This is a genomic window from Streptomyces sp. CRCS-T-1 (genome assembly GCF_024442335.1).
Classification (GTDB): domain Bacteria; phylum Actinomycetota; class Actinomycetes; order Streptomycetales; family Streptomycetaceae; genus Streptomyces; species Streptomyces koelreuteriae.
In genome coordinates, this window is record NZ_CP101651.1 from 2,991,579 (window position 1) to 3,017,382 (window position 25,804).

A 25,804-nucleotide genomic window follows, 5' to 3' on the forward strand; every position below is an offset into this window, starting at 1 on the left:
CAAAGTCGTAGCTGGAGATGGTCCCCTCGATTGAAAACAAAGAGTTCGTTCTCTATTTTTTGAGGGCGGGCTTCGTTCGAACCGGCGGGGGCCCGCCCAGTGCGACCGGTCCAGAGGAAGGGGACGCGTCATGGTGACGGCGATTTCCAGCGTGGCTCCCGGGCGGAGCGGATCCTCCGCACGCCGCGCCTCCTCCGGCGCCTTCGACACCTTCATCGCGGAGATCTTCGAACGGCTGCCCCGCGCCGATCAGCGCGGATGGGCCCATGTCTACACACGCGGCCTGCTGGTGACGCCGGGGCGCAAGACCGTTCGCCGGCTCGCCGAGTCCGTCTCGGACTCCGCCACGGCGGCCCAGGCCCTGCACCAGTTCGTCAACGCCAGCCCTTGGGACTGGGAGCCGGTCCGCGCCCGGCTGGCCGACTGGGTCGTACGGAGGTCCCGGCCGCGTGCCCTGGTCATCGCCACGGCGGTGCTGCCCAAGCGGGGTGACCGCTCCTGCGGAGTGCACCGCCGCTTCGTCCCCCGGGACGGCCGTACGGTCAACTGCCAGGTCGGCGTCGGGGCGTTCCTCGCGGTGGAGCAGGGGACGGTGCCGGTCGACTGGCGGTTACTGCTGCCCGGGCGGTGGGCCGAGGAGGCCGAGGCCCATGGGCGGACCGGTTCGGTTCCGGCCGCGGGGGCGGCCGACGCCCTGGCGTCGGACCTGGTGGACGGGGCCGGCCCGGGCGGGGTGCCGGTCGTCGCCGACCTGCTCGGGTTCGCGGACACCACCGCACTGGTGGGCGGACTCGCCGGCCGGGGGCGGCGGTTCGTCGTGGCCGTACCCGATGACTTCGTGGTGCACCCGGACCGCCCGGCTCTCCTCGGGCCCGGCTCGCGTGCCGGTGCGGACACCGGTGGGGTGAGCGCGCGCAGCCTCCTCACCGACCACCCGGCGCGCGTGGCGACGGGGGTGGTCCGCCTCCCCGGCATCCCCGTCGCCCTCCGGTTGATCGGCGAGCCCGGAGGTGGCCGGATCTGGCTCACGGACCTCGTCGACAGGTCGCCGCGCGAGGTGCTGGCGCTGGCCCGGCTGCACACGGGTGCCCTCGACACGGTGGAGCGACTGGCCGACGACTTCGGCCTGCGCGCCTTCGAGGGCCGCTCGTTCGCCGGCTGGCACCACCACAAGACCCTGGTCTCCGCCGCCTACGCCTACAGCGTGCTCGGCTCCACCGCCCCGGCCCACACACCGCACCGCCCACGCACCACCCGCCCACCGCACCGGACCCGGACGTCGACGACCGGCGGACGCGCCGGCACGGCACCGGGGCGCGCCCCCGGGGCTCCGGCCCGGCCGCTCACGGCACCCGGGCGCTCCCTGGCGGCTCCGACGCGCACGGCCGAGCCGTCGACGCGGGCCACCGGGGCTCGGGGACGGGCAGGCGTGGCTCCGCCATGGGGCACGGCGGGTTCGGCACAGACCTCTGCGGGGGTGACGCGCACGGAAGCTGTCGCGGGCGGCGCCGTCGGGGCTCGTGAGCGGGGCTCGGAGGTTCCGACGCCTTCGGCGCCCCCTGCCGGGGCTCGGGCGCGGACTCCGGGGCCTCTCACGCGGGATGCGGGCACCGAGGCCCGAACTGCCGTGCTCCTCAGGCGAATTACCGAGGAACCCGTCCGGACTGCCGGGGACCCCATCCGGACTGCCGAGGGCCCCGTCCGGACTGCCGAGGACCTCATTCGGACTCCGGAGCCTCCCTCTCAGGCCGATGCGGCTACGGCGCGAACTCCCATGGCCCTGGCGCGGGCTGCCGGGACACCGGAGCCGACCCCGGTCGCTCCGCCGCGGCCGACCGCTGCTCCCCCACGGACCCCTGCGGCACCGGCACGGATCTCCACGGCCCCACCCGCCCCTGTCACGGCATCGGCGCAGCCGCCCTCGCCCCCGGCCCAGCCCTCCGCACCCCCGGGGTCGACACCGGCATCCGCGAGACGCACGCGGTCCGCCGCAGCCGCCTCGCACCCCCTCCCCACCCCGATACGAACGGAATCCTGATGGCCCTTCCCAAAGCGTTCTGGTTGTTGTGGTTCGGGCAGACCGTCAGTCGGCTCGGGACGCTCGCCCCTGCTTTCCTCGTGCTCTACATGGAGCAGGACGGGCTCGTCGCCCCGGGTACGACCCCGCTCGTCGTCGGGCTCTTCGGTGCCGGTGTCGTGTTGTCCGGGCTGGTGGGAGGGGCGGTCGCCGATCTGATCGGGCCGCGTCGCACCATCGTCGCCGCCCAGCCGGTCTCCGCCGCGATGGCGCTGCTCTTCGCCGTCGCCGAGAACGTCGTCGCCCTGTGCGCGCTGTCGCTGATCACCGGGTTCCTCTCGGCCGTCGACCGGCCGGCCGGGGCCGGGCTGATCTCCGCGATCGTTCCGCAGGAGCAGTTCGCGAAGGCGTACAGCCTCTTCCTCGTCGGCTTCAACATCGGCATGTCGCTGAGCCCCGTGCTCTCCGGCTTCCTGCTCGAAGTCAGCCCCGGCGCCCTGTTCGTCGTCTGGGCGGCCTCCAGCCTCGCCTACGCGGCCCTCGTCCTCGCGGTGCCGGCCGATCCGCCGCCCGTGCGGGACGCCGACCGGCCCGCCGGGGCCGCGGCGGCCCTCAAGTCGGCCGCACGCGGGATCGCCGAACCCTTCCGGACCCCCGTCCTGGTCGCCTTCCTCCTGCTGACCTTCCTGCTGGCCTGCATCTACCTCCAGGTCAACTCCGCGTTGCCGCTCGACATGCGGGCCAGCGGGCTGTCCACCGGGGACATCGGCTTCGTCCTCGCCGTCAACGCCGTCCTGTCCGTACTGCTGCTCCCGCTCGTGCCCCGCCTGGTCGGCGGACTGCGCGCCCATGTCCCGCTGATCCTGGCGGCCGTGTTCATGGCGCTCGGCTTCGGCGGCAACGCCCTCGCCGGCGGCATGGTCTCCTTCACGATCGCCACCGTCGTCTGGACGCTCGGCGAGGTGCTGTGGGCCCCGATGTCCGCCACGTTCATCGCCGACCGGGCCCCGGCCGGACGCAGCGGCACCTACCAGGGCTCCTACTTCTTCGCCTGGAACGCGGCGTTCATGGTCGGCAGTCCCGCCGGACTCGCCCTCGCCCACTCCCACGGCTACGAGGCGCTGTGGATGTCCGTCCTGGGCCTCGGGCTCGCGGTGACGGCCGGCTTCGCCCTGCTGCCCCGGCTGGCCGGGTTCGTGACCAAGTCCGGCCCCGACCCCGACTCCGCCTCCGATCCGGACACCGACTCCGTCACCAGCGCCCGAGCGACCACCCCGTAAGCCCCCACCCGAGAGACAAGGTGACCCACCATGCCCGCACCCACCCCCCGCACCGCACTCCTCGTCGGCGCCGCCGGCGGCATCCTCAAGGAGGTCTCCCGCGAGCTCGCCGAGGAGGGCCACACGCTGGTCCTGTTCGACCGGGACGCCGAGGCCGTCGGCCGGCTCGCCGAGGAGCTGGGACGGATCACCAAGGTCGAGACGGTCGTCGGTGACATCACCGACATCGCGGCGGCGGAACGCCAGTTGACCGACATCGTCGACCGGTTCGCCCCGTCCATCCTCGTCAACGGCGTCGGCGGCGACACCCGGGTGATCGGCTACGCCGACCTCACCACCGACCACTTCGACGAGTCCTTCCTGGAGAACGTGGTCAGCAGCTGGATCGCGGTCAAGGTGTGCGCCCCGCGCATGGCCGCCGACGGCTACGGCCGCATCGTCAACTTCGCCTCGGCGGGCGGCCGTACCTACAGCCGCTTCAACAACGCCGCGTACGTCGCCGCCAAGGCCGCCGTCATCGGCATGACCAAGCAGCTGGCGTTCGAGCTGGCCCCGACCGGGGTCGTCGTCAACGTCGTCGCCCACGGGCCCATCGCCACCGAGCGGGTCGCCGGGGCGTTCGAGCGGCGTGACCCGGAGCAGCAGCGGGCCGTCCTGGCCAAGCTGCCGATGGGCCGCTACGGCACCGTCGCCGAGGCCGTCGGCAGTGTGCTGCACCTCTGCTCCGAGAGCGCCGGCTACTCGACCGGGTCCGTCATCGACATCAACGGCGGCATCTACATGTGAGTCCCGCCCGCACACCGTCCCCACGCCCAGTGACACCGGAGGCATCCATGGCGAAGTTCGTCGTCGAGTTCGAGTACAACGTCGACCGTGCGGGCCGGGAGCATCTGCACCCCGCCCACACCGAGTATCTGCGGTCCCTCACCGACAGCGGCGTCCTGCTACTGGCCGGACCGCTCAAGGACACCAACGGCGGCCTGCTGGTCTACGAGGCCGAGGACCGCGACCGCCTCCAGGAGGTCCTGGACGCCGAGCCCTACGTCAAGGGCGGCATCGTCCGCCGGGTCCGTATCCGGCAGTGGGCGCCGGGCAAGGGCACCTGGGCCGCCGCGGCGTCGGAGCAGGCCGCGGCCTGAGCCCGGGGCTTCGCCACCCTCCCCGTAATGAAGAAAGCCTCCCCCGAAAGGACCGACTGACGTGCTCGTGACGCCAGTTCAGCAAACCCCCGCCCCGCTGCGCCGGGAAGCCCTGCACGCCGGGATCGTCGACCCGGGCATGGACTCGATGCGGCTGCTCAGCGAGACGGCGATGAAGTTCCCCGAGGCGCTGTCGTTCTCGTCGGGTGCGCCCCACGACGGTACGCACGACCTCACCAAGCTCTCGTACTACGTCGACCGTTACATCGCGCACCTGCGGGAGCAGGGGGTGCCCGAGCAGCGCGTCACCCGGCTGCACTTCCAGTACGGACCCGTCAACGGGTTCATCCAGGAAGAGGTCGCCCGGATGCTCGCCAAGGACGAGGACATCGATGTCGCGCCCGAGGCCATCATGATCACGCACGGCTTCCAGGAGGCGGCACTCGTCGCCCTGCGGGGGCTGTTCCGCTCGCCCGACGACGTCCTGCTGTCCGTGTCGCCGGCCTACGTCGGGATCCGCGGCGCCGCCCGCATGCTGGACATTCCGGTCAAGGGCATCACCGAGGGGCCCAACGGACTGGAGCCGGAGGCCGTGGCCGCCGCCGTACGCGCCGTGCGCGCCGAGGGCAAGCGGCCCACCGCGCTCTACCTGGTCCCCGACTTCTCCAACCCGTCCGGCACGGTCGTCCCCCTGGAGGCCCGGCGGCGGCTGCTCGAACTGGCCGCCGAGGAAGGGTTCACCATCCTGGAGGACAACCCCTACGGGCTCTTCGCGGACGACGAGGAGCGGCTGCCGACGCTCAAGGCGCTGGACACCCGCGGTGACGTCGTCTACCTCGGCTCCTTCGCCAAGTCCGCGTTCCCGGGCGCCCGCCTCGGCTATCTGGTCGGTGACCGGGAGGTCGTCGGCGAGGACGGCACCCGGCGCACCCTCGCCCAGGAACTCTCCAAGGCCAAGGCGATGTTCACGGTCGGCTCGTCCTCGCTCTCCCAGGCCGCGATCGGCGGCATCCTCGTCGACGCCGGCTACGACCTGCGCTCCGCCACCCGCGATCTGGCCGCCGTCTACCAGGAGCGGCTCGCCGCCACCCTCGACGCCCTCGCCGAGCACTTCCCGCCCGAGCGGTACGCCGAGCACGGCGTGCGCTGGAACCGGCCGCGCGGCGGTTTCTTCCTGGTCGTCGAGGTGCCCTTCGAGGCCGACCTCGTCGCCATGGAGCGGTCGGCCCGCGACTACGCCGTCAGCTGGGCGCCGATGAGGATGTTCCACCTCGACGGCAGCGGCGAACGCGCCCTGCGCCTCGGCTTCAGCAACCTCACGCCCGCCGCGATCCGCGAGGGCATCGCCCGCCTGGCCCGCTTCATCGAGGCCGAGTCCACGCCCGAACCGGAGGCCACCTCATGAGCAGCACGCCCACGCGCCCCGTGGCGGTGATCGTCGACGGCTACTCCGCCGGCAACTTCTACCCCGCCGCCTTCGCCGCGTACGGCACGGACGTCGTCCACGTCCAGTCCACCCCGGAGCTGATCCCGGCGATGGCACCGCCGGACCTCACCGCCTACCGGGAGAACATCCCCGGACACGGCGACGAGAGCGCCCTCGTCGAGCGGCTGCGGGCCCTCGACCCGGTGTGCGTGATCGCCGGCCAGGAGTCGTCCGTACCGCTCGCCGACCGGCTGAGCGAGGCGGTCGGCGTCCCCTCCAACGGCTCGGCGCTGTCACCGGCCCGCCGCGACAAGTACGAGATGATCGAGACGCTGCGCCGCGCCGGGGTGCGCTGCGCACGCCAGCTCAAGACCGACGACCCGGACGCGGCGGTCGACTGGGCCGAGGAGCACGGCAGTTACCCGGTGGTCGTCAAACCGCTGAGCTCGGCGGCCTCCGACGGCGTCTTCGTCTGCGACGGCCCCGACGCGGTGCGCGCGGCCGCCCGGACCGTCCTCGACGCCCCGAACATGTTCGGCCTCGCCAACACCGAGATCCTCGTGCAGTCCTACCTCAAGGGCACCGAGTACATCGTCGACACCGTCAGCCGCGGCGGCGAGCGGTACGTCTGCGGGGTCTGGGAGTACGAGAAGACGCTGCTGCCGTCCGGCAAGAACATCTACAACCGCGACCTCCTCGCCGACCCGTACGACAACCCGGTGGTCGCCGAACTCACCGCGTACGTCGACGAGGTCCTCGCCGCCCTCGGCGTCGCCTGGGGGCCGGCCCACGCCGAGGTCATCGTCACCGACGAGGGTCCCGTCCTGGTCGAGATCGGCACCCGCCTCAACGGCAACATCAACGCCCCCTTCCACGACGTGTGCCTCGGCCACAACCAGGCGGCGCTCACCGCGCAGGCGTACACCCGGCCCGACGCGTTCCGCGCCGAGTACGCCGGCCGGACGTACACGAGGCTTCAGCCCGCCGTCGTCTACAACGCCCCGACCGAGCTCGACGGGGTCGTGTCCTCCGTCGATGAGACGGCCGTGGCCGAGATCCGCGGCCTGGAGAGCGTCTTCCTCGCGACGGTCAAGTACACGCCCGGCGCCCGGATCAAGCCCACGGTCGACCTGCTGACCAGCTCGATGCGGGTGTTCCTCACGGCACCGGACGAGACGGCCCTGACGGCCGGCTACGAGAAGGTCCGCGCGCTGAAGGACGCGGTGTACCGGGTCGCCTGACCCTCACCCACTCCCTGCCCTGCCCTGCCTTTGTTCTCTCTACCTGCTTCCCGGAGGTCTGTCATGCACAGCCGTATCGGTCTCTTCCTGTCCCCCGTCCACGAGACCGGCCAGGACCCGCACCTCGCGATCCGCCGCAACCTGGACCTCGTCGAGTACGTCGACGACCTCAACTTCGACGAGGCGTGGTTCGGCGAGCACCACACGCTGGGCTGGGGCCTGGTCGGTGCGCCCGAGACGCTGATAGCCGCCGCGTCCCAGCGCACCACCCAGATCAAGCTGGCCCACGGCGTCGTACCGCTCTCCGGCCACCACCCCTTCCACGTGGCGAGCCGCGCGGTCCACCTCGACCACCTCACCCGCGGCCGGTACATCCTGGGCGTCGGCCCGGGCGTGCCCTTCGACGCGAAGATGTTCGGCCTGGAGCAGCCGGTGCAGCGCCGCCGGCTGGAGGAGGCCCTGCCGACGGTCCTGGAGCTGGTCAACGGCGACGAGCGGATCACACAGCAGACGGACTGGTTCGACCTGCGCGACGCCAAGCTCCAGCTGCCGCGCTTCAGCCCGCAGGGCATCGAGGTCGCGGTCGCGACGTCCGGCACCTCGCAGTCCAGCCCGCGCCTGATCGGCCAGTACGGGCTGAGCATGACCTCGTTCGCGCTGCCCTTCGCCCTCCTCACGCCGGGCGCCCCCGCGCACATCAACCTGGCCCACCAGTGGAAGTACGCGGAGGAGGCCGCCGCCGAGCACGGGCAGACCCTGGACCGCGACAAGTGGCGTATCGCGCTGCCGGTGCACGTGGCCGAGACCCGCGAGGAGGCGTTCGCGGACGTCCGCGAGGGCTACGACCGCTGGCTGTTCGAGTACTTCGGCAAGGCGGCCGGCCGTGAGGTCCTCAGCCCCGACGTGCCGCGCGAGAAGGCGCTGGAGGCCCGGGTCGAGGCGGGCGGCGCGCTCGTCGGCTCGGTGGACGACGTGGTCGCCGGCATCGAGCGGCTGCACGAGATCACCGGCGGCTTCGGCACGCTGCTCGTCTACGTCGCCGACTGGACGTCCTGGGAGAAGACCAACCGCAGCATGGAGCTGCTGGCCCGTCATGTCGCCCCCCGCATCAACGGCTCGGCGGCCCGGCCGCAGGAGGCCGTGGACTTCGCGATCGCCAGCCGGAAGAAGTAGCGCGAGGGGCGTCCTCGCCGAGCCCGCCGTATGCCACGTCATGTCACGCCGGGTCGGGCCGTTCCCTCGGCCCGGCCGTGCGTCTCACCCGATCGGAAAGAACTCATGCTGGAGCAACGCTCGTTCCGCGACATACTCGGCCGGTTCACCACGGGAGTGGTCCTGGTCACCGCCGACACGGCCGAAGGCCCCAAGGGCATGGCGGTCAACTCCTTCACCTCCGTCTCCCTCACCCCGCCGCTGGTCGCCCTGTGCGCCGCGGACACGTCCTCGACCTGGCCGGCGATCCGTGAGGCCGGTTCCTTCGCGGTCACGATCCTCGGCGACCGGCACGCCGAGCTGTGCCGCCTGTTCAGCACCAAGGGCGCCGACCGTTTCGCCGCGGGCGCCTGGTCCACGACCCGGGCCGGGCATCCCATCCCCGCGGACGGTCTCGGCTGGCTGGACTGCCGCATCACCACGGTCCACCCGGCGGGCGACCACGAGTTGGTCATCGCCGAGGCCCTGGAAGGCGCCCTGACAGCCCAGGAGGGCCCCCTGGTCTTCCACGCGGGCCGCTTCACGGCTCTGGCAGCGGCCTGACATCTCCTTCCGGCTACGGCCGAACGACCCTCGATGCGGGCCCATCAGGGGCACCGGGTCCGGGTCACGGAGGGGCACCGGCCCAGCAGGGGCAACGGCTCAGCAGGGGCACCGAGTCCCGTAGGGGCGCCGGGTCCAGTCGCGGGCACGGCCCTGGTCGTGGCTACGGTCCCGTTCCGGCACCGGCTCCCGCACGGGCACGGGTACCGCACGGGCACTGGTCCAGCACAGGCACCGGGTCCCACACGGACACCGGGCCCCAACCGCAAGCACGGCCCTGGTCGTGGCTACGGTCCCGTTCCGGCACCGGCTCCCGCACGGGCACGGGTACCGCACGGGCACTGGTCCAGCACAGGCACCGGGTCCCACACGGACACCGGGCCCCAACCGCAAGCACGGCCCTGGCCGTAACTACGGGTCCCTTCCCGCACCGGGCCCGGCCGCTGTACGGGCCGGGCCGCCAGGCAAGACGCGGCACCACGTCACTCACCACCCGCCGCACCCGCACCCGCACCCGCACCCGCCACCTACCCTGCCCGCCCACCACCCGCCGATCCGAGGCCACCGGCGTCCTCGGCCCGGCGAGGGGGCCCGGCCCGATGGGACGGCCCGCCGAGCCCGGGACCCGCCCCGGCCCCGACTCCGAGAACTCCGGCCCGGGACCCAACTCGACCCCGCCCCCGACTCCGAGAACTCCGCCCGGCCCGGGACCCGAATCGGCCCTGCGCCCGACAACTCCGCCCACCCCGGGACCCAACTCGACCCCGGCAGTGCCCAGCCCGGCCGGCAAGGGCCCGCCCCGGACCTGGCCCCCGCCGACCCCGGGGGTCCAGCCGACCGAGCGGCGTCGACCAAGCCCCGGACCCCGCACCACCCCGGGACCCGACTCCGCACCCCACCCGGCCCGGGACCCGGCTCCGCCCGTCAGGGTGCAGCCCGGCTTGTACGAGCCCCGGGCCTGGCCCGTCCGCCCAGGGGTCCAGCCGGCCGGGCGGCGCCGGCCCGGGACCCCGTACCGCACAGGGACCCGACTCCGCACTCCCCCTGCCCCGGCCCGGCTCGGCGGGGGCGGACCCGCCCGGGACCCGCCCCCGGGGCGCGTTCGTCGCGTCGACGCCCATGAGAAAGGCAACCCGCGTGTCCCACACCGATCCGACACCCAAGGCGCTCACCCTCCCCCGGCCGCCGGATGCCGGGCCGGAGGCCGACCTCCGCTTCGTCCGGACCGCCCCGCGTCATCTCGTCGACCGCAGTGCCGTGGCCGAGGTGCTGATCACCGACTGGCGGCGGCTGGGCCCCGACACGTTCCGGCTGGGCGCGCAGTGGCCGCGCGGGCACCACTTCTACGCGCCGATCGCGGGCGCCTGGTACGACCCCCTGCTCACAGCGGAGTCGCTACGGCAGGCCTCCGTCCTGGTCGGCCAGACGTACTACGGCGTCCCGGCGGACCATCACTTCACCATCGCCGAACTGGAGTTCGAGGTCGTACCGGGCGTCATCCTGCTCGGCACCCGCCCCGCCGAGATGCGCCTGGAGGCCGCGGCCACCGACGTCCGGGGCGCCACGGACCGTCACGGCCCCCCGACCGCGCTCACCCTGGAGGCCGACCTGCTGCGCGGCGACGACTTCGCCGGCGCGGGACGGCTGACCCTGCACGCGTCCGCCCCCCGGGACCCCGCCGCAGGGGAGGGCGGCGGGTACCCGTCCCTGCCCGACCCCGTGCCTCCCGCGATCGTGGGCCGCCTCGACGAACGCGACGTCGTCCTCGGCGTCCCCCGCTCCGCCGCCGCCCGCCGGGGCCTGAACTGGGACCTGCGGATCGACCCCGGCCACCCGGTGCTCTTCGACCACCCCACCCACGAGATCCCCGGCATGGTGCTCCTGGAGGCCGCCCGCCAGGCCGTACAGGCGGCCTGCGCCCCGTACCGCGTGCTCCCCGTGGAACTGCGCAGCGCCTTCCACTTCCCCCTGGCCCTGGGCCTCCCCTGCCGTGTCTCCGCGACCAGGCTCCCCGCGCAGGACGCGAGCGAGGACGCCGCGATCCGGGTCACCGCGTGGCAGTCCGGACGGCTGGCCTTCGACAGCCTCGTGGTGGCCAGCCTGTGCGACTGAAGGGGGACAGGAGAATTCTTCAGGACACTCCTAGGGGGTGGCGCGGCCGTCGTTCCCGTCCGGCTTCGGCTCGGCCAGTTGTGCCGTGCAGTACGCCGTGACGTTCCGCGCACCGCCCGCCGCCGCCACGAGACGCTGCCAGACCATCGCGTTCATGACCCGGCCGTTTCCCCCGACCGTCCGATAGTCGCGGCAGTCGTCCTCGGTGGCCGGGGCGGGGGCCGGGGGACCGTCGTCCGCCGGGAACCCCGCCGCGCCGATCACGCCCATGACGACACCGACCAGCACGAGACCGCCGAACAGCACGGAGAGCGCCGTCCGTAGAGACCGCCCCGGGGACCGCCGTTCCCGGGGCTCCCCGTCGCCCCGGCGGCGGGCACGGGTCCGGTGGTCCCCGGCGTCCCGCGCGGCGCGGAACGCGGCCACGGCCCGCTGCTCGGCCTCGGCGTCGACTCCGTCCCGGACGAGGGAGGCGACGATCAGCGCCTCGACCTCGGCGTCGAGCAGGGCGGGACGGGCACCACGGCCGGCGGCACGGCCGGGAGGCCCGCCGCCGCTCTGCCGTTCACCCATGCCCGACACCCATGTCCCATCCCGTCCCTGCTCGGTTCCCGCTCGGTCCCGCTCGACCCACTCGCCCGCACGGCCGCACGCCCGCACCGCCGCCGGGCCACCAGTACGTCCCGCACGTCCGGCCTGTTCACGGCGGATCTGCCGCGCGGTCCCGTCAGCCCCGCCGGCGAAGCTGAGCTTCGTTCACGTCGACTCCCCCAGCGTCCGGGGAGCCTCATCCGTCACACCCTCCGCGCCCAACTGCCGGGCGAGGCGCCTGATCCCCCGGTAGGCGGCCGTGCGGACCGCGCCCGGCCGCTTGCCGAGGACGCGCGCGGCGGCCGGGCCGTCGAGGCCGACCACGACGCGCAGCAGCACGGCCTCGGCCTGGTCGCGGGGCAGACCGCGGACCAGCTCCAGGGCGTGCGCGGTGGACAGGGCCTCCAGCGCCTGGTCGTGCGTGCTGTGCGGCCCGGGCAGGTCCAGGACGTCCTGTTCCAGCACGGCCGGCCGGGGCCGTACCCGCTGCCGGCGCAGATGGTCCAGCGCCCGGTGCCGGGCGATGGTCGCCGTCCAGCCGCGGAAACCGGCCCCGTCGCCCTGGAACCGGCCGAGGTCCCGGGCGATCTCCAGCCAGGCGTCGGACGCCACGTCCTCCGCGTCGTCCCCGACCAGGCCGCGCAGATAGCCGAGCAGGCCGGGCTGCACCAGCCGGTAGGCGACCGCGAAGGCCGCCTCGTCTCCCTGTTGGGCGCGCGCGACGGCCGCGCCCAGTTCCCCGTCGTACGCCCGCATGTGCCGGGGCGCCGCTCCCTGACCCACGTACCCGTCCCCGTCCGTACCGAGTGCGCGCCCTCCCGTACCACGCCCCCACGCTGATCAGCGCCGGTGCGCGCGGATGTGTCACAGCGCGTCAGACGCCCGGCGGCCGACCACCGTTCGGGTCAACCCGACCCGCCGTCCTCGGGAGCGCCGGCCCGTTGAGGTTTGGGCCAAGTGACGTACCGGGGAGCTCTGTGAGGCGATGCAACCGCCCGACGAAAGGCGAGCGCCGTATGCCCTCTCCCCTCCTGCGCACCGCCGTCGCCACCGCTCTGGCCCTCGGTGCCCTCGGTCTGGCCCAGCCCGCCCGGGCCTCGTCCTCGGACGGCGTGTACACCGTCCGGGTGCCGGACGGCGATCCGCACAAACGGTCCCTCGCCCCGCGCACCACCGAGCCGTTCAGCATGGTCGGTGTCACCTGGGCGGACCCGGACGCCGCCCTGGACGGCACCGCGTATGTGCGCACCCGTTCCCGCGCGAGCGGCGAGTGGAGCGCGTGGCGGGCGCTGGACGCCGATGTGCGCATGCCCGAGAGCGGCCCCGACCGCGAACACACCGGGGTGCGCGGCGGTACCCAGCCGCTGTGGACCGGCCCTTCGGACGGCGTCCAGGTACGCGTCTCGGGCGGGCGGCTGCCCCAGGGGCTGCGTGTCGAACTGGTCGACCCCGACGGCGGGTCGGAGGCCGTGCAGACCTCGGTCGTCGAACCCGGCGTCCCCGAACCCGGCGCCTCCGAACCGGGCGCCGCCGAACCGGCCCCCGGAGCCCCGTCCCTGGCCGGCCGCCCCACCGTGACGTCGCGCTCCGCCTGGGGCGCCGACGAGTCCCTGGTGAAGGACCCGCCCACCTACACCACCGGCACCCAGGCCATGTTCGTCCACCACACGGCGGGCACCAACGACTACACCTGCGCCCAGTCGGCGTCGATCGTGCGCGGTGTGTTCCTCTACCACGTGCAGAGCAACGGCTGGAACGACATCGGCTACCACTTCCTCGTCGACAAGTGCGGAACCGTCTTCGAGGGCCGTGCGGGCGGCATCGACAAGCCCGTCCTCGGCGCGCACACCTACGGCTTCAACACCGCCACCAGCAGCGTGTCGGTGCTCGGCGACTACTCCACGGCGGCCACCAACGCCGCGGTGCGCGCGTCGGTCGCCAAGGTGGCGGCCTGGAAGCTCGGCCTGTACGGCCACGACCCGGCCGGGACCGTGGTGCTGACCTCCGGCGCCGACAACGGCAAGTACCAGGCGGGCCAGAAGGTCACGCTCAACCGCATCTCCGGGCACCGCGACGGCTCCCCGACGGAGTGCCCCGGACAGAACCTCTACAACGACCTGCCCGAGATCCGCGCCCTCGCCGCGAAGGCCGGCACGCTCGTCGCACCGCAACCGGCGACGGAACCGGAACCGGCACCCGAACCGGCCCCGGAGCCCGCACTCGAGCCGGACTGGGAAGGGGACCTCGCCGAGCTGGGCATCGAGGGCGTGTTCGCCCGCTGACGCTACCGCCGGGGCGCCGTACCCACCGCGTCCCGGCACAGCAGCCGCAGCGATCCCTGACCGCCGTAGCAGCGGCGGGCCTCGTCGATCGGGTCCCAGAGGCGCCCGTCGGGGGTGCGTATCCAGTGGTCGCCGCCGGTGGCCCACCACTCGGCCCCGGTCTGCCGTGCCATCACCTCACCGGCATAGGCCCCGAATCCGCGCAGCACCTCCTCCACGGCCGCGTACGGCGCTCCCTCCCGCCGTATGCCTTCGATCATCCGGTCGATGCTCCACAGGCTCTGTGCCGAGTAGTCGAGGCGCAGTCGGGCTCCCTCGCGCATCGTCGCCACTGTGTCCGCCGCCCACCGCAGCGGCTTCGCAGCCGCGGATGGCCTGGTCTCCGCTTGAGTCGTCACACCCCTTCAATGCGCTGCCGGGCGGTGTTTCGTCACGCGAAATCGGCGACTTCCCTGAAGTGGCGCAGGACCGCCCCACCTCGGCCTTACGACAGTCACAGGACTCTTTCAGGAACGAGGTTTAGCCCTGCTGCCGGATCCGGCGGGAGACCACCGCGCGCAGCACCCGGCGGCCCTCCGTCGAGACCTCCAGCGCCCGCCGCAGCCCGGCCGGACCGTGTCCGGCCAGGACCTCGAGGACGGTGACCTGGCGGCGCAGTTCGGCGGCGACGAGCGGCGACATGCCCTCCGTACGGCCCTGGCGGCGGGTGTCGACCGAGGAGGCCTCGTCCGGGGCGGTGTCCAGGAGGCGGTGGATCTGGAGGGAGGCGACGGAGCAGGCGTCGGCCCACACCCGCACCTCGGCGGCGGACCGCTCGGCGGGAGCGGCCTCGAGCATCCGGTGGGCGAGCGCGACCGCCTCGTCCCCGTCGCCCGCGGCGTCCAGCTTCCCGCGCGCCTGCTCAAGACCGTCACCCCAGTCGCCGGCACCGGCGTCATCGGTGAGGCTCGCCCACAGCGGCCGCAGGATCTCGTCGTCGCCGCCCAGCAGGGGCACGCACCGATCCAAACAAGCCAGCCCGCTCGCGGCCAGCCCGCGTTCGTCGGCCTGTGCGATCAACTCCACCAGGCTCATCCACGCCTCCCTCCGCGGGCCTTTTCCAGGGCCCTACCAGGCCGCTACCAGCCCTCACCCTCACGGAACCCGCACTTCCCCTTACTGCGCGCAACAGCCTCGGAGTGTCACAGGGGTACCACGCCCAGTCGGTCGAGGAAGCGGAAAAAGAGATTTTCGGCCAGAGGATCGGGGTCTGAAGTCAGTACGTCCACCAGGGCGTCGGCGTTCACTTCGTGTCCCGCCTCGGCGGCCCAGCGCACCGCGCGCTCGGCGGCGTCGCCCGGTTCGAGGAAGTAGTCCTCCAGCGTGAGGCCCTCCCGGTCCGCGCCTAAGTAACCGGCCATCGCGGCCCGCGCGAGGCAGGTCGTCCACGCCCCGCTCTGAGGCGCCGCGGCCTCCAGCACCACGCACTCGCTGTTCATGACGTACCCGAAGAGCGCGGGCGCCCCGGTCTCCCGGGCGAGGTCGTTCATGTTCCCGATGTCGCCCTCGCCGCTCGGGTACTCCCACAACTGCCATCCGCCGGGCGCCGAGGCATGCGGCGTCATACCGCCCTCGGCCCCCGGCAGCGCGGCCAGCTCCCCCAGCGGCTGCTCCGCTCTGCCCACGACGAAGTAACCCCAGTAGCCCATGTTCCGGTTCCCCCCGGCATATTCGCTTCGACTCGCGTCAGTAGACCACCACAGTCGTACGGGAGTTCGCAGCCGTATGGGCCAATTCGTGCGGAGTCAGCCGAGCCTGTCCGCCAGCGTCCGGAACTCCGCCCAGGACAGTTCGGGCCTGTCCGGGTCCCACAGCTTCTGGACGGTCGCCCGCAGCGGCATCCGGATCCCGTCCGCCACCTGGTCCTGCGTCTGCGAGTTCGCGAGGTCGCACCAGACGGCGAAGTTCCCGCCGAGGATCTGGCCGTCGTAGCGCTCCGGCACGGCCGCGGTGCCGCGCAGCACCCGTGGTGTCCACTGCTCGTAGATCCGCTGCCCCGTCGGATAGACGAAGGTCTGCGGCTCGCCGAGCACGTAGTACAGGTACTCGTCGTTGTAGTTGATCACCTTGCGGCCGGCCTCCAGGTACTCCAGGGGCTCCCGGGCGCCGATCTCCTTGCCGGTCCAGTAGGCGACCTGGATGTCCTTGTCGGGCTCGACGGACGTGCCGCGGAAGAAGCCGTCGTTCCAGGCGCGCGGGGTGCGGTCGTTCTCGCGGACGGTGGCGGCCCGGTCGTTGAGCCAGCCGGTGGTGAGGTCGGCGACCGTGGCACCGGAGCCGTACTTCTTCTGCGCCGCTGCGGCCAGCTGCGGGAACGCCGCCTCCGGGTCGGAGCGGACCAGCGCCTGGTACTCGTCGGCCCCGAGGTGCCAGGGCTTGCCGGGGAAGAGCTCCGCGTACTCGTTCAGCAGCTCGTCGACGATCTCGGCGCTCTCGGGCTTGGAGATGTCGATGGCGCCCTGCACCGCCGACCCCTGCGCGGTGCGCAGCTGCAGGTCGGGGTGGGCGCGCAGGACCGCGCCCAGGTGCCCGGGCGAGTCGATCTCGGGCACGACGGTGATGTGCCGGCTCTCCGCGAGGTCGATGATCTTCCGCACCTGCGCCTTGGTCAGATGCGGCTGGGACACGATCTCCGGCTGCGTGTCGGACTCGATCCGGAAGCCCTGGTCGTCGGAGAAGTGCAGGCCGAGCTGGTTGAACTTCAGATCACCCAGCTCCCGGACCCGGTCCTCGATCCAGCCGGCCGTGAAGGGCTTGCGCGCGATGTCCAGCATGAAGCCGCGCTGCGGCTTGGCCGGCTCGTCCCGCACCACGCCCTCGGGCGCCGTCCCGCCGTCGTGCGTCTCCTGCTTGAGCGTGCGGGTGCCGTAGAAGACGCCCGCGTCGGTGGGCCCGGTGATCTCCGTACGCCCCTCGCGCACGGTCATGACGTACGACTCCGGGTTCGCCTTCTTGTCGCCGCCGAGCGCCAGCCGCAGGTCCCCGGCGCGCCGGTCGCCCTTCTCGCCCGCGTAGCTCATCCCCAGCTCACCGGCGACCAGCCGCCCCTCGTCGGCCAGGGAGGCGTCGTCCACGACCACGCGGTTGCCGCTCTCCGGCTTCCAGCCCGGGCCGCGCGCCGGCTCGTGGTCGCGCACGGAGGGAATCGTCCGAGGCGCCTTCGACAGGGCGTACGAGCGGCTCGGGCTGGGGCTGCTCTCCGGCGTGGTGCCGCGCGGGGCGGCGGCGGTCCGGCCGTCGGAGGGTCTGGCCTCGGCCCCGGTGGACCCGCCGTCGCCGTCCGAGGCCGCCCAGAGCCCCAGACTCACCCCGGCCGCGATCACGACCAGTGCGACGGCCATGGCCACGACCAGCACTGGCCGTGATTTCACCTGCTTCGCCGTACCCCGGCGCCTGTGCTGACTCACACGGCCAACCTAAAACCCCACGGCGCGTGGCGCGCGTCCACCACACGTTCCGAAACTCTCTCGCCCGGGTGAAATTCGGGCATCCGTCGGACACGTCTCGGTCGCACTCGATAGCGTGACGTCACATCTCTCACACCTTGCCCTGCCGACACACGTGAAGCCCACGAGGACCCACGCTGCCCGCCCACCGTCTCCCAGATCTCCCCGGCCGAGCCGCCATACCGGTGGAGCATGTCAACGCGGCCTCCGCTCCGGAGCTGGAGCGGACTCTCCTCACCTGCCTGCGCAGCCCCCGCTGGTCCCGGCGTGTCGCGGAACACCGCCCCTATCCGGACCTGGCCTCCCTGCTCGCCGCCTCCGACGAGGCGGCCTACGACCTGGCCTGGCCCGACCTCACGGAAGCCCTGGCGGCCGAGCCCCTGCCCGCCCTCGCCCCGGACACCTACGCCGTCGCGCACACGGCCCTCAGCGCGGCCTACGCCGCCTACGAGGCCCGCTTCGGCCATGTGTTCGTCATCTGCCTGGACGGCCTGACCCCGGACGAGACCCTGGACCACCTCCTGCAAGCCATCCGGTCACGATTGACCAACGATCCCGAAGAGGAGCGAGCGGTGGTGGCAGACGAGCTGCGGCGCCTGGCAACGGAGCGGCTGATCGACACCCTCAGGGGCGCGGGGCTGTAGTCGATGTGCGGCTACCGCCGCGTGGGCGCGACAAGCCACAACGGCGCCGCACCCGGCAGATAACGGGAAATCACACCCCAGAAGCCGCAGACACTAGCCCGTAAGCATGCCAGTTTGATCACACAGCCAGACCCCCGCTAAGCCCAGCGACAACGCATCGCTACGATGCTGGGGGCCGGTGGACCGTACCCGGCCGGGCCCGACCGACACACCAAGCCGGCGCGGCCCCAATCCCCGCTCCCGGAGGAAACTTCCGTGCCGGCTGGAACGCTGTACCGCGGCCGGGAAGGAATGTGGTCCTGGGTGGCTCATCGAGTCACCGGCGTCCTCATCTTCTTCTTCCTGTTCGTTCACGTGCTGGACACCGCTCTCGTCCGCGTGTCCCCTGAGGCCTACGACACCGTCGTGGCCACGTACAAGACGCCGATCGTCGCGCTGCTGGAGTACGGCCTCGTCGCCGCCATCCTCTTCCACGCGCTCAACGGTCTGCGCGTCATCGCCGTCGACTTCTGGACCAAGGGCGCTCGCTACCAGAAGCAGATGCTCTGGACCGTCGTAGCCCTGTGGGCCGTGCTGATGCTCGGGGCGATCTACCCCGTCCTCGGCCACGCCGCTCGTGAACTGTTCGGGAGCTGACGCCAATGTCCACGACTGAGAAGACCGCTGCGGGCGTCGGCCCCGTCGAGGGCGACGTCTACACCGTCGACAACCCGGCCCCCTTCATCGAGGCCCCGCGCAAGCGCACCAAGAAGACCCCGAAGTCCACGCGGGGCAACTTCGAGCTGGCCGCCTGGCTGTTCATGCGCCTGTCCGGCGTGGTGCTGGTCGTGCTGGTCATCGGCCACCTGGTGATCCAGCTCGTGCTGGACGGCGGTGTGTCGAAGATCGGCTTCGCCTTCGTGGCGGGCCGCTGGGCGAGCCCCTTCTGGCAGGTCTGGGACCTGCTGATGCTGTGGCTCGCGATGCTGCACGGCGCCAACGGCCTGCGCACGGTCATCAACGACTACGCGGAGCGCGCGAACACCCGGCTGTGGCTCAAGGGCCTGCTCTACACCGCCACGGTGTTCACCATCCTGCTGGGCACGCTGGTGATCTTCACCTTCGACCCGAACATCCGCTAGGCACGGGGCTGCGAGAATCATGAAGATCCACAAGTACGACACCGTCATCGTCGGCGCCGGTGGCGCGGGCATGCGCGCCGCCATCGAGTCGACGAAGCGCAGCCGCACCGCGGTCCTGACGAAGCTGTACCCCACCCGCTCCCACACGGGCGCCGCGCAGGGCGGCATGGCCGCCGCGCTGGCCAACGTGGAGGAGGACAACTGGGAGTGGCACACCTTCGACACGGTCAAGGGTGGTGACTACCTGGTCGACCAGGACGCCGCCGAGATCCTGGCGAAGGAGGCCATCGACTCCGTCCTCGACCTGGAGAAGATGGGCCTGCCGTTCAACCGCACGCCGAACGGCACCATCGACCAGCGCCGCTTCGGCGGTCACAGCCGTAACCACGGCGAGGCCCCGGTCCGCCGCTCCTGCTACGCGGCCGACCGCACCGGCCACATGATCCTCCAGACGCTGTACCAGAACTGCGTCAAGGAGGGCGTGGAGTTCTACAACGAGTTCTACGTCCTGGACCAGCTGATCACCGAGGTCGACGGCGTCAAGAAGTCGGCCGGTGTGGTGGCGTACGAGCTCGCCACCGGCGAGATCCACGTCTTCCAGGCGAAGTCCGTGGTCTACGCGTCCGGCGGCTGCGGCAAGTTCTTCAAGGTGACGTCCAACGCGCACACCCTGACCGGTGACGGCCAGGCGGCGGTCTACCGCCGGGGTCTGCCGCTGGAGGACATGGAGTTCTTCCAGTTCCACCCGACCGGCATCTGGCGCATGGGCATCCTGCTGACGGAGGGCGCCCGCGGTGAGGGCGGCATCCTCCGCAACAAGGACGGCGAGCGCTTCATGGAGAAGTACGCGCCGGTCATGAAGGACCTCGCGTCCCGTGACGTCGTCTCCCGCTCCATCTACACGGAGATCCGGGAAGGCCGCGGCTGCGGCCCCGAGGGCGACCACGTCTACCTGGACCTGACGCACCTCCCGCCGGAGCAGCTGGACGCGAAGCTCCCGGACATCACGGAGTTCGCCCGCACCTACCTCGGCATCGAGCCCTACACGGACCCGATCCCGATCCAGCCCACCGCGCACTACGTCATGGGCGGCATCCCGACGAACGTCGAGGGTGAGGTCCTGTCGGACAACACCACCGTCGTCCCGGGCCTGTACGCGGCCGGCGAGGTCGCCTGTGTGTCCGTGCACGGCGCCAACCGCCTCGGCACCAACTCGCTGCTGGACATCAACGTGTTCGGCAAGCGCGCGGGCATCGCCGCCGCCGAGTACGCGCAGACGGCGGAGTTCGTCGAGCTGCCGGAGAACCCGGCGGAGCTCGTGGTCGAGCAGGTGGAGCGCCTGCGCGACTCCACCGGCACCGAGCGTGTGACGGCGATCCGCCGCGAACTGCAGGAGACCATGGACGCCAACGTCATGGTGTTCCGCACCGAGCAGACGATCAAGACGGCGGTCGAGAAGATCGCGGAGCTGCGCGAGCGGTTCAAGAACGTGTCGATCCAGGACAAGGGCAAGCGGTTCAACACGGACCTGCTGGAGGCCATCGAGCTGGGCAACCTGCTGGACCTCGCCGAGGTCATGGCGGTCTCCGCGCTCGCCCGCAAGGAGTCCCGCGGCGGTCACTACCGCGAGGACTACCCGAACCGCGACGACGTCAACTTCATGCGGCACACCATGGCGTACCGCGAGGTCGGCGCCGACGGTTCCGAAACCGTCCGTCTCGACTACAAGCCGGTCGTCCAGACCCGCTACCAGCCGATGGAGCGTAAGTACTGATGGCTACCCCTGTTGTGGACAAGGCGGAAGCGGCCGGCCAGCCCGAGCCCGGCTTCGCCGACTCCCCCTACATCACCGTCACCTTCCGGGTCCGCCGCTTCAACCCGGAGGTCTCGGCCGAGGCGACCTGGGAAGACTTCCAGCTGGAGATCGACCCCAAGGAGCGCGTCCTCGATGCCCTCCACAAGATCAAGTGGGACGTCGACGGCACGCTGACGTTCCGCCGCTCCTGCGCGCACGGCATCTGCGGCTCCGACGCCATGCGGATCAACGGCAAGAACCGCCTCGCGTGCAAGACGCTGATCAAGGACATCAACCCCGAGAAGCCGATCACGGTCGAGGCCATCAAGGGCCTGACGGTCCTGAAGGACCTCGTGGTCGACATGGAGCCGTTCTTCCAGGCGTACCGCGACGTCATGCCCTTCCTCATCACGAAGGACACGAACGAGCCGACGCGTGAGCGCCTTCAGTCGGCCGAGGACCGCGAGCGCTTCGACGACACCACGAAGTGCATCCTCTGCGCGGCCTGCACCACGTCGTGCCCGGTCTTCTGGAACGACGGCCAGTACTTCGGCCCGGCGGCCATCGTCAACGCGCACCGCTTCATCTTCGACTCGCGCGACGAGGCCGGAGAGCAGCGCCTGGAGGTCCTCAACGACCGCGACGGCGTCTGGCGCTGCCGCACGACCTTCAACTGCACGGACGCCTGCCCGCGCGGCATCGAGGTCACCAAGGCGATCGCGGAGGTGAAGCGAGCGCTGATCACGCGCCGCTTCTGAGTTCGCGTTCCGCAGTCCTTCGAGGGCCCCGTTTCCGCTGGGAACGGGGCCCTCGGGCATATGCCACACCATCGGGTGAAGGAGGCCGAGAGCGACGCTCGGGGGGCGTCCGACCTACGATGATGCTCTCGACACCAGCCACGGGAGGCACCTGATGTCCGCTGCAGCCGTCGAGCGGCCTTACGGAAGGCGTCCGCTGATCACGGAGGCCAACCGGCTCATGGAGCGCAACCCGGGCTACCGAGTCGAGATCATCGGAGGCCAGATCCTCGCGTCTCCACCTCCCGACGGTTCGCACGCGGTGGCCCTGACCGACCTCATGCTGCCTTTCATGGCAGCGGGCCTTCACGGGCCGGACTCGAAGCTGGTTCAGGGCATCGGCCTCTGGCTGCCGACCGGCACGGAGGACTACGCGATTCCCGATCTGTCTCTCGTGGACGGCGACATCGACGACCACCTCATCGAGAACAACTGCTACGACCCCGTCTGCTTCCGCCTGGTCCTGGAGGTCACCTCCAGCAACTACCGGACCGACCTGCGCACCAAGGTCACCGCGTACGCGGAGGCGAAGGTCCCGGTGTATGTCATCGTCGACCGCAAACACCAGCGCCTCCACGTCCTCACCGCCCCAGCCGGGGACAAGTACGAGAACCACCGTCCCCATGCCCCCGGCGAACTCGTCACGCTCCCCGACTCCATCGGCGCCGAGGTCACCCTCGATGTCGCCGCGATTCTGAAGGCGGGACAGCCGGCGACGAGCGACTGAGTCACAGCTGGCTCAGGATCGTGGGGTCCGTGATCTTCGTGTCCGCCGCCAGGAGCATCGCCTTGCTCAGGATGACCGCCAGCATGCGGTCGCCCTCGAAGGGGAGGTAGCCCGTCCCCGGGGCGGCCGGGTCGGACTTCGGGACGATGCAGAGGTACTGGTCGTTCGGGGTCATGAGGATGTTGCCCGAGCCGAGGTGGATCTTGTACGTGTGGCGTTCGCCCTTCACATGCAGGAAGCGGCCCTCCAGGGTGCAGCGGTCGGCGATGGCCAGGCGAGGTATCAGGCGCTGCAGCAGCGCGCGTCGCGTCTCGGCGCTCTGGTTCAGTTCGCCGAAGCCGTACGACGTCCAGTACTCCCGGAAGCGGCCGCCGGGGCCGCCGTCCTGCCAGGTCGGGTCGTTGCCGATGCTGGCGACGCCGACGAACAGGTCGACGTCGCGCAGGACTTCGGAGAGGACCAGGGGCGGGATGTCCGCCAGGGGGAGCGGGTCGACGGGGTCCTGGCCGTCGCGGAGCCACATGCCGTACTCGCCGCCGGAGCAGTGCGCCGAGTTCTGCGGGGCGTCGATCGGATAGAAGCGGACCTGGTCGGTGCGCAGGCGCAGATAGCTGCCGGAGTCGGTGGTGTCGACGCCGTAGTCCTCGCCGTCGCCCTCGATCCAGTACTCGGCGCGCAGGCCCCACTGGGGCAGCTCGCGGGTGGCGGGCGGGGCCGAGTCGTCGACGCACAGGCGGAGCTTGTTGCGCCAGCCGCGGACGGCGGCCAGGGAGTGGAACTGGTGCTGGCGCAGGATGTGGGCGGCGAAGCGGTTGGAGTAGCTGCCGGTGGTGCGCTCGGCGTCCGTGAGCAGGTAGATCTCGCGGTGGGCCTGTTTGAACGGCTGGGTGACGGCGTGCCGTTCCAGCCAGTCGCGCCAGGCGACGATCTCGGCGGGTTCATGGCCGGCCGGGTGCCAGAGTTCGACCCGCGTGCCCTGAGTGAGGGGGTCGTCGGTCAGTGTCCGCAGCTCGCCGTCCGCGAATCCGGCCGTCGTACCGTCGACGGTCCACAGCAGGCGGCGGGCCAGGGTGCCGACCAGCGGATGGTCGAGGTAGCGCTCGCGCCAGGTGGTGTACGACCAGGTGCGGCGGGCCAGGAACTGGCGGTCCAGGCGCTCGCTCTGCGCGGAGAGCATCTTGTCGATGTCCTTGAGCCCGGCCTTCAGCTCCTTGAGCTCCTCGGCGTGGTCGCGCTTCACCGCGGCGGGCACGCTCTTGACGGGCTTGCCCGCGGCGTTGCGCCAGCCGAGCACGGCCCGGGTGCCCTGGACCTCCAGCAGCGCGGTCACCTCGCCGAAGCGGTGCTCCGCCCGGCCGACCTCTGTGAGGCCGTAGGCGGGGACCGCCAGTTCCTCGATCTCCTCGCGGCTGAGGCCGAGCGCGGTGGCCCGTGTCTCCAGGGCCGTGTCGAGGAGCTTGGCGGTGTTCTTGTACGTCACCCGGGTGGCCAGCCGGGCGAGTTCGGCGAGGGCGGCCTCGCTGTCGATGCGGGCGAGCGCGACGACGCCGGCGTTGGCGACCTTGGGATTGCGGGGTCCGAGTCCGGCGGCCTTCTTCAGCGAGGTCTCGACGAGGGCGCCGAGGGCCCGGGCCGTGTCGGGGTGGGGCGGCAGGAGGGAGAGGAGCCAGGCCAGGCCGCGCAGGGCGGTCGCGTTGTACGGGTCGTAGGCGTTGTTGATGTCCGGCTGCCACGCCTGGCGTTCCAGGAGGAGGGTGCGAGGGCGGCCGACGAGGGCGAGCCAGGAGTGGAGTCGCTCGCGGACGTCGTCGGGGCCGAGGGTGTCGAGCAGGGCGCGGGCGCCCTTGTCCCACTTGGCCGTGGGCTTGGAGGCGGTGGCCGTGAGGGCGTGCGCGAGGAGGGCCTGCCAGTCGGGGGCGGCGGCGTCGCGCATGGCCTGTTCGGCCCATTCCTCGCCGACGTTGAGGACGGGGTCGGTGAGCTGCCCGGCCAGTTCCGTGAGGTCGCCCGCGCGGTAGGCGTCCAGGGCGGCGCGGCGGACCACGGCCACGACGGGCGCGGGGAGCGGGCGTCCCGCGGCCAGTTCGGCCCGGAACAGCACGTCGAAACGGGCCGCGTACCAGAAGGACTGGTGCCGGGCCAGATCGGCCAGGGCCCGGTGGCGCTCGGCGGCCAGCGGGTCGTCGGTGAGGCCCTCGGAGACCATGCCGCACAGGGCGAGATGGCGGCAGCGGGCCTCCGTCTCGTCACCGGCCTGGCCGAAGCGGTCGGCCAGGGCGTACAGCAGGGCGCGGCGGCGCTCGGCCGGCAGCTCCCGGAGCTGGTCCAGCACCTGCTGCCAACTGCCTCCCCAGGCGCCGCGGCTGGAGTCCATGACCCGCAGCGCCTCGTCGGCGACCCGGCCCATGTCGCCGTCCTCGATCCTGTTGCGCAGCCGGTCCGTGTGCGACCGGGGCGACCGGAAGGCGCTCATCAGCTACCCACCAGGGGAACGAGCTTCAGGAAGGTGATCTCGGTACCGAGCGGCAGCTCGATCTCCTCGTCCGGGTCCGTGATCTGACGGTCCCCCACCAGCACCAGGAAGCCGTTCCCCGCGAAGGCGCGCAGGGCCAGGGCCGTCTGCGCCTCGGGGTCGATGCGGCGGGGTGTGCGCACCGCGTATCCGTTCAGCACGCGCTCGGTGTCCTCGGGCTGGACGAGCCCCTGGAACACCTTCGGCGTACGGGCGTTGAACTCCGCGACCTCCTGGAACACCCGGCGCCGGATCAACTCCCGCACGGTCAGCCGCTCCTCGGCGATCTCGAGCCCCCAGCCCGCCCGTCGCTCCCCCGCTGTCGTCTCGTCGACGAACGTCACGATTGCCATGCCGCAGACAGTACGAGGCGCCACTGACAATCACCCCGACCCCTGTGTTGAACGTGTTCAAAAAAGGGTCTACAGTCTTCCTCGACAGCGTTTTGAACGTGTTCAAGAAGGGTGGGGCAATGGACCGCACGGTCATCGCCTATGTCATCTACCTGGTGGTCAGCGTCGCGTTGACGGTCTGGGTGGCTCGCACGCTCAGTCGGAACGGGAAGGTGTTCCTGGCCGATGTGCTGCACGGCAACGAGAAGCTCGCCGATGCCGTCAACCACCTGCTGGTGGTCGGGTTCTATCTCGTCAACCTCGGGTTCGTCGCGCTGTATCTGAGCGGGGACGAGACCATCACCGACACCCGCGGGGTCTTCGAGGCCCTGTCGACGAAGCTCGGTGTGGTGCTGCTGGTGCTCGGTGTGATGCACCTGGCCAACGTCTATGTGCTGAACCGGATCCGGCGGCGGGGTGTGATGGAGCGGGAGCAGGTGCCGCCCGTGCCGCCGCAGGGCTGGGCGGCTCCGTCGGCGCGGGCCTGA

25 protein-coding genes are annotated in these 25,804 nt (G+C 71.7%); 17 read left to right on the plus strand and 8 right to left on the minus strand.

Going from position 1 to position 25,804, the window contains the following annotated elements; translation table 11 throughout:
* The first annotated feature begins 130 nt into the window (after nt 1–130).
* The 9 genes from NNW99_RS13175 to NNW99_RS13215 all read left to right on the plus strand — a co-directional run bounded on the left by NNW99_RS13175 (nt 131) and on the right by NNW99_RS13215 (nt 10,970).
* The gene (locus tag NNW99_RS13175; protein ID WP_215119148.1) at nt 131–2,038 is read left to right on the plus strand and encodes a transposase; all 1,908 of its coding nucleotides are present in this window, start codon (nt 131–133) and stop codon (nt 2,036–2,038) included.
* Complete coding sequence (locus tag NNW99_RS13180; protein WP_215119150.1) at nt 2,038–3,297, plus strand: MFS transporter; 1,260 nt, start codon at nt 2,038–2,040, stop codon at nt 3,295–3,297. Before NNW99_RS13175 ends, NNW99_RS13180 begins: the two co-directional genes overlap by 1 nt.
* 30 nt (nt 3,298–3,327) lie before the next feature.
* Nucleotides 3,328–4,083, plus strand: coding sequence for an SDR family NAD(P)-dependent oxidoreductase (locus tag NNW99_RS13185; protein ID WP_215119152.1), 756 nt, complete (start codon nt 3,328–3,330; stop codon nt 4,081–4,083).
* 47 nt (nt 4,084–4,130) lie between these two features.
* Complete coding sequence (locus tag NNW99_RS13190) at nt 4,131–4,436, plus strand: YciI family protein (RefSeq protein ID WP_215119154.1); 306 nt, start codon at nt 4,131–4,133, stop codon at nt 4,434–4,436.
* Nucleotides 4,437–4,503: 67 nt separating this feature from the next.
* Nucleotides 4,504–5,841 carry a PLP-dependent aminotransferase family protein gene (locus NNW99_RS13195; protein WP_251057776.1) on the plus strand — a complete coding sequence of 446 codons (1,338 nt, stop codon included), beginning with the start codon at nt 4,504–4,506 and terminating at the stop codon, nt 5,839–5,841.
* Nucleotides 5,838–7,103 (plus strand): ATP-grasp domain-containing protein, encoded by a 1,266-nt coding sequence (locus tag NNW99_RS13200; protein ID WP_215119156.1) that lies wholly within the window; start codon nt 5,838–5,840, stop codon nt 7,101–7,103. Before NNW99_RS13195 ends, NNW99_RS13200 begins: the two co-directional genes overlap by 4 nt.
* 63 nt (nt 7,104–7,166) lie before the next feature.
* Nucleotides 7,167–8,276: an LLM class flavin-dependent oxidoreductase gene (locus tag NNW99_RS13205; protein WP_215119158.1), complete on the plus strand. Its 1,110-nt coding sequence runs from the start codon at nt 7,167–7,169 to the stop codon at nt 8,274–8,276.
* A gap of 105 nt (nt 8,277–8,381) precedes the next feature.
* A complete protein-coding gene (locus NNW99_RS13210) occupies nt 8,382–8,858 on the plus strand; it encodes a flavin reductase family protein (protein WP_215119159.1) in 477 nt (158 codons plus the stop codon).
* Between the two features lie 1,137 nt (nt 8,859–9,995).
* Nucleotides 9,996–10,970 carry a ScbA/BarX family gamma-butyrolactone biosynthesis protein gene (locus NNW99_RS13215; RefSeq protein WP_215119162.1) on the plus strand — a complete coding sequence of 325 codons (975 nt, stop codon included), beginning with the start codon at nt 9,996–9,998 and terminating at the stop codon, nt 10,968–10,970.
* Nucleotides 10,971–11,000: 30 nt separating this feature from the next.
* On the opposite strand, the gene NNW99_RS13220 is transcribed toward NNW99_RS13215, so the two are convergent.
* A complete protein-coding gene (locus NNW99_RS13220) occupies nt 11,001–11,543 on the minus strand; it encodes a hypothetical protein (protein ID WP_215119164.1) in 543 nt (180 codons plus the stop codon).
* 183 nt (nt 11,544–11,726) lie between these two features.
* Nucleotides 11,727–12,344, minus strand: coding sequence for an RNA polymerase sigma factor (locus tag NNW99_RS13225; protein ID WP_215119165.1), 618 nt, complete (start codon nt 12,342–12,344; stop codon nt 11,727–11,729).
* Nucleotides 12,345–12,577: 233 nt separating this feature from the next.
* Between NNW99_RS13225 and NNW99_RS13230 the strand changes: the two genes are divergently transcribed.
* On the plus strand, nt 12,578–13,843 hold the full coding sequence (locus NNW99_RS13230) for an N-acetylmuramoyl-L-alanine amidase (RefSeq protein WP_215119166.1): 1,266 nt from the start codon (nt 12,578–12,580) through the stop codon (nt 13,841–13,843).
* 2 nt (nt 13,844–13,845) lie between these two features.
* Here the strand turns inward: NNW99_RS13230 and NNW99_RS13235 are convergent, their stop codons facing one another.
* From NNW99_RS13235 to NNW99_RS13250, 4 genes are all read right to left on the minus strand, one after another.
* A complete protein-coding gene (locus tag NNW99_RS13235) occupies nt 13,846–14,241 on the minus strand; it encodes a hypothetical protein (protein ID WP_215119167.1) in 396 nt (131 codons plus the stop codon).
* 121 nt (nt 14,242–14,362) lie between these two features.
* A complete protein-coding gene (locus NNW99_RS13240) occupies nt 14,363–14,917 on the minus strand; it encodes a hypothetical protein (RefSeq protein WP_215119168.1) in 555 nt (184 codons plus the stop codon).
* A 107-nt stretch (nt 14,918–15,024) separates the two neighbouring features.
* Nucleotides 15,025–15,531, minus strand: coding sequence for a hypothetical protein (locus NNW99_RS13245; RefSeq protein WP_215119169.1), 507 nt, complete (start codon nt 15,529–15,531; stop codon nt 15,025–15,027).
* 96 nt (nt 15,532–15,627) lie between these two features.
* The gene (locus NNW99_RS13250; protein WP_215124255.1) at nt 15,628–17,223 is read right to left on the minus strand and encodes a glycoside hydrolase family 20 protein; all 1,596 of its coding nucleotides are present in this window, start codon (nt 17,221–17,223) and stop codon (nt 15,628–15,630) included.
* 290 nt (nt 17,224–17,513) lie between these two features.
* Here NNW99_RS13250 and NNW99_RS13255 point away from each other — a divergent pair, with 290 nt between their 5' ends.
* From NNW99_RS13255 to NNW99_RS13280, 6 genes are all read left to right on the plus strand, one after another.
* Nucleotides 17,514–17,972, plus strand: coding sequence for a 2-oxo-4-hydroxy-4-carboxy-5-ureidoimidazoline decarboxylase (locus NNW99_RS13255; RefSeq protein ID WP_215119170.1), 459 nt, complete (start codon nt 17,514–17,516; stop codon nt 17,970–17,972).
* A gap of 255 nt (nt 17,973–18,227) precedes the next feature.
* Complete coding sequence (sdhC, locus tag NNW99_RS13260; protein ID WP_184591193.1) at nt 18,228–18,608, plus strand: succinate dehydrogenase, cytochrome b556 subunit; 381 nt, start codon at nt 18,228–18,230, stop codon at nt 18,606–18,608.
* 5 nt (nt 18,609–18,613) lie between these two features.
* Entirely contained in the window at nt 18,614–19,093 is a 480-nt protein-coding gene (locus tag NNW99_RS13265; RefSeq protein WP_215119172.1) for a succinate dehydrogenase hydrophobic membrane anchor subunit, read from the plus strand.
* Between the two features lie 19 nt (nt 19,094–19,112).
* Nucleotides 19,113–20,867, plus strand: a complete 1,755-nt coding sequence (gene sdhA, locus NNW99_RS13270; protein WP_215119175.1) for a succinate dehydrogenase flavoprotein subunit — start codon at nt 19,113–19,115, stop codon at nt 20,865–20,867.
* Nucleotides 20,867–21,646, plus strand: coding sequence for a succinate dehydrogenase iron-sulfur subunit (locus tag NNW99_RS13275; protein ID WP_215119176.1), 780 nt, complete (start codon nt 20,867–20,869; stop codon nt 21,644–21,646). Before sdhA ends, NNW99_RS13275 begins: the two co-directional genes overlap by 1 nt.
* Nucleotides 21,647–21,800: 154 nt before the next feature.
* Nucleotides 21,801–22,412 carry a Uma2 family endonuclease gene (locus NNW99_RS13280; RefSeq protein WP_215119178.1) on the plus strand — a complete coding sequence of 204 codons (612 nt, stop codon included), beginning with the start codon at nt 21,801–21,803 and terminating at the stop codon, nt 22,410–22,412.
* Nucleotide 22,413: 1 nt separating this feature from the next.
* Here NNW99_RS13280 and NNW99_RS13285 read toward each other — a convergent pair whose 3' ends face one another.
* A complete protein-coding gene (locus NNW99_RS13285) occupies nt 22,414–24,885 on the minus strand; it encodes a DUF4132 domain-containing protein (protein ID WP_215119179.1) in 2,472 nt (823 codons plus the stop codon).
* On the minus strand, nt 24,885–25,277 hold the full coding sequence (locus tag NNW99_RS13290) for a hypothetical protein (protein ID WP_215119181.1): 393 nt from the start codon (nt 25,275–25,277) through the stop codon (nt 24,885–24,887). The genes NNW99_RS13285 and NNW99_RS13290 overlap by 1 nt, the downstream gene beginning before the upstream one ends.
* 119 nt (nt 25,278–25,396) lie before the next feature.
* Here NNW99_RS13290 and NNW99_RS13295 point away from each other — a divergent pair, with 119 nt between their 5' ends.
* Entirely contained in the window at nt 25,397–25,804 is a 408-nt protein-coding gene (locus tag NNW99_RS13295) for a hypothetical protein (protein ID WP_215119183.1), read from the plus strand.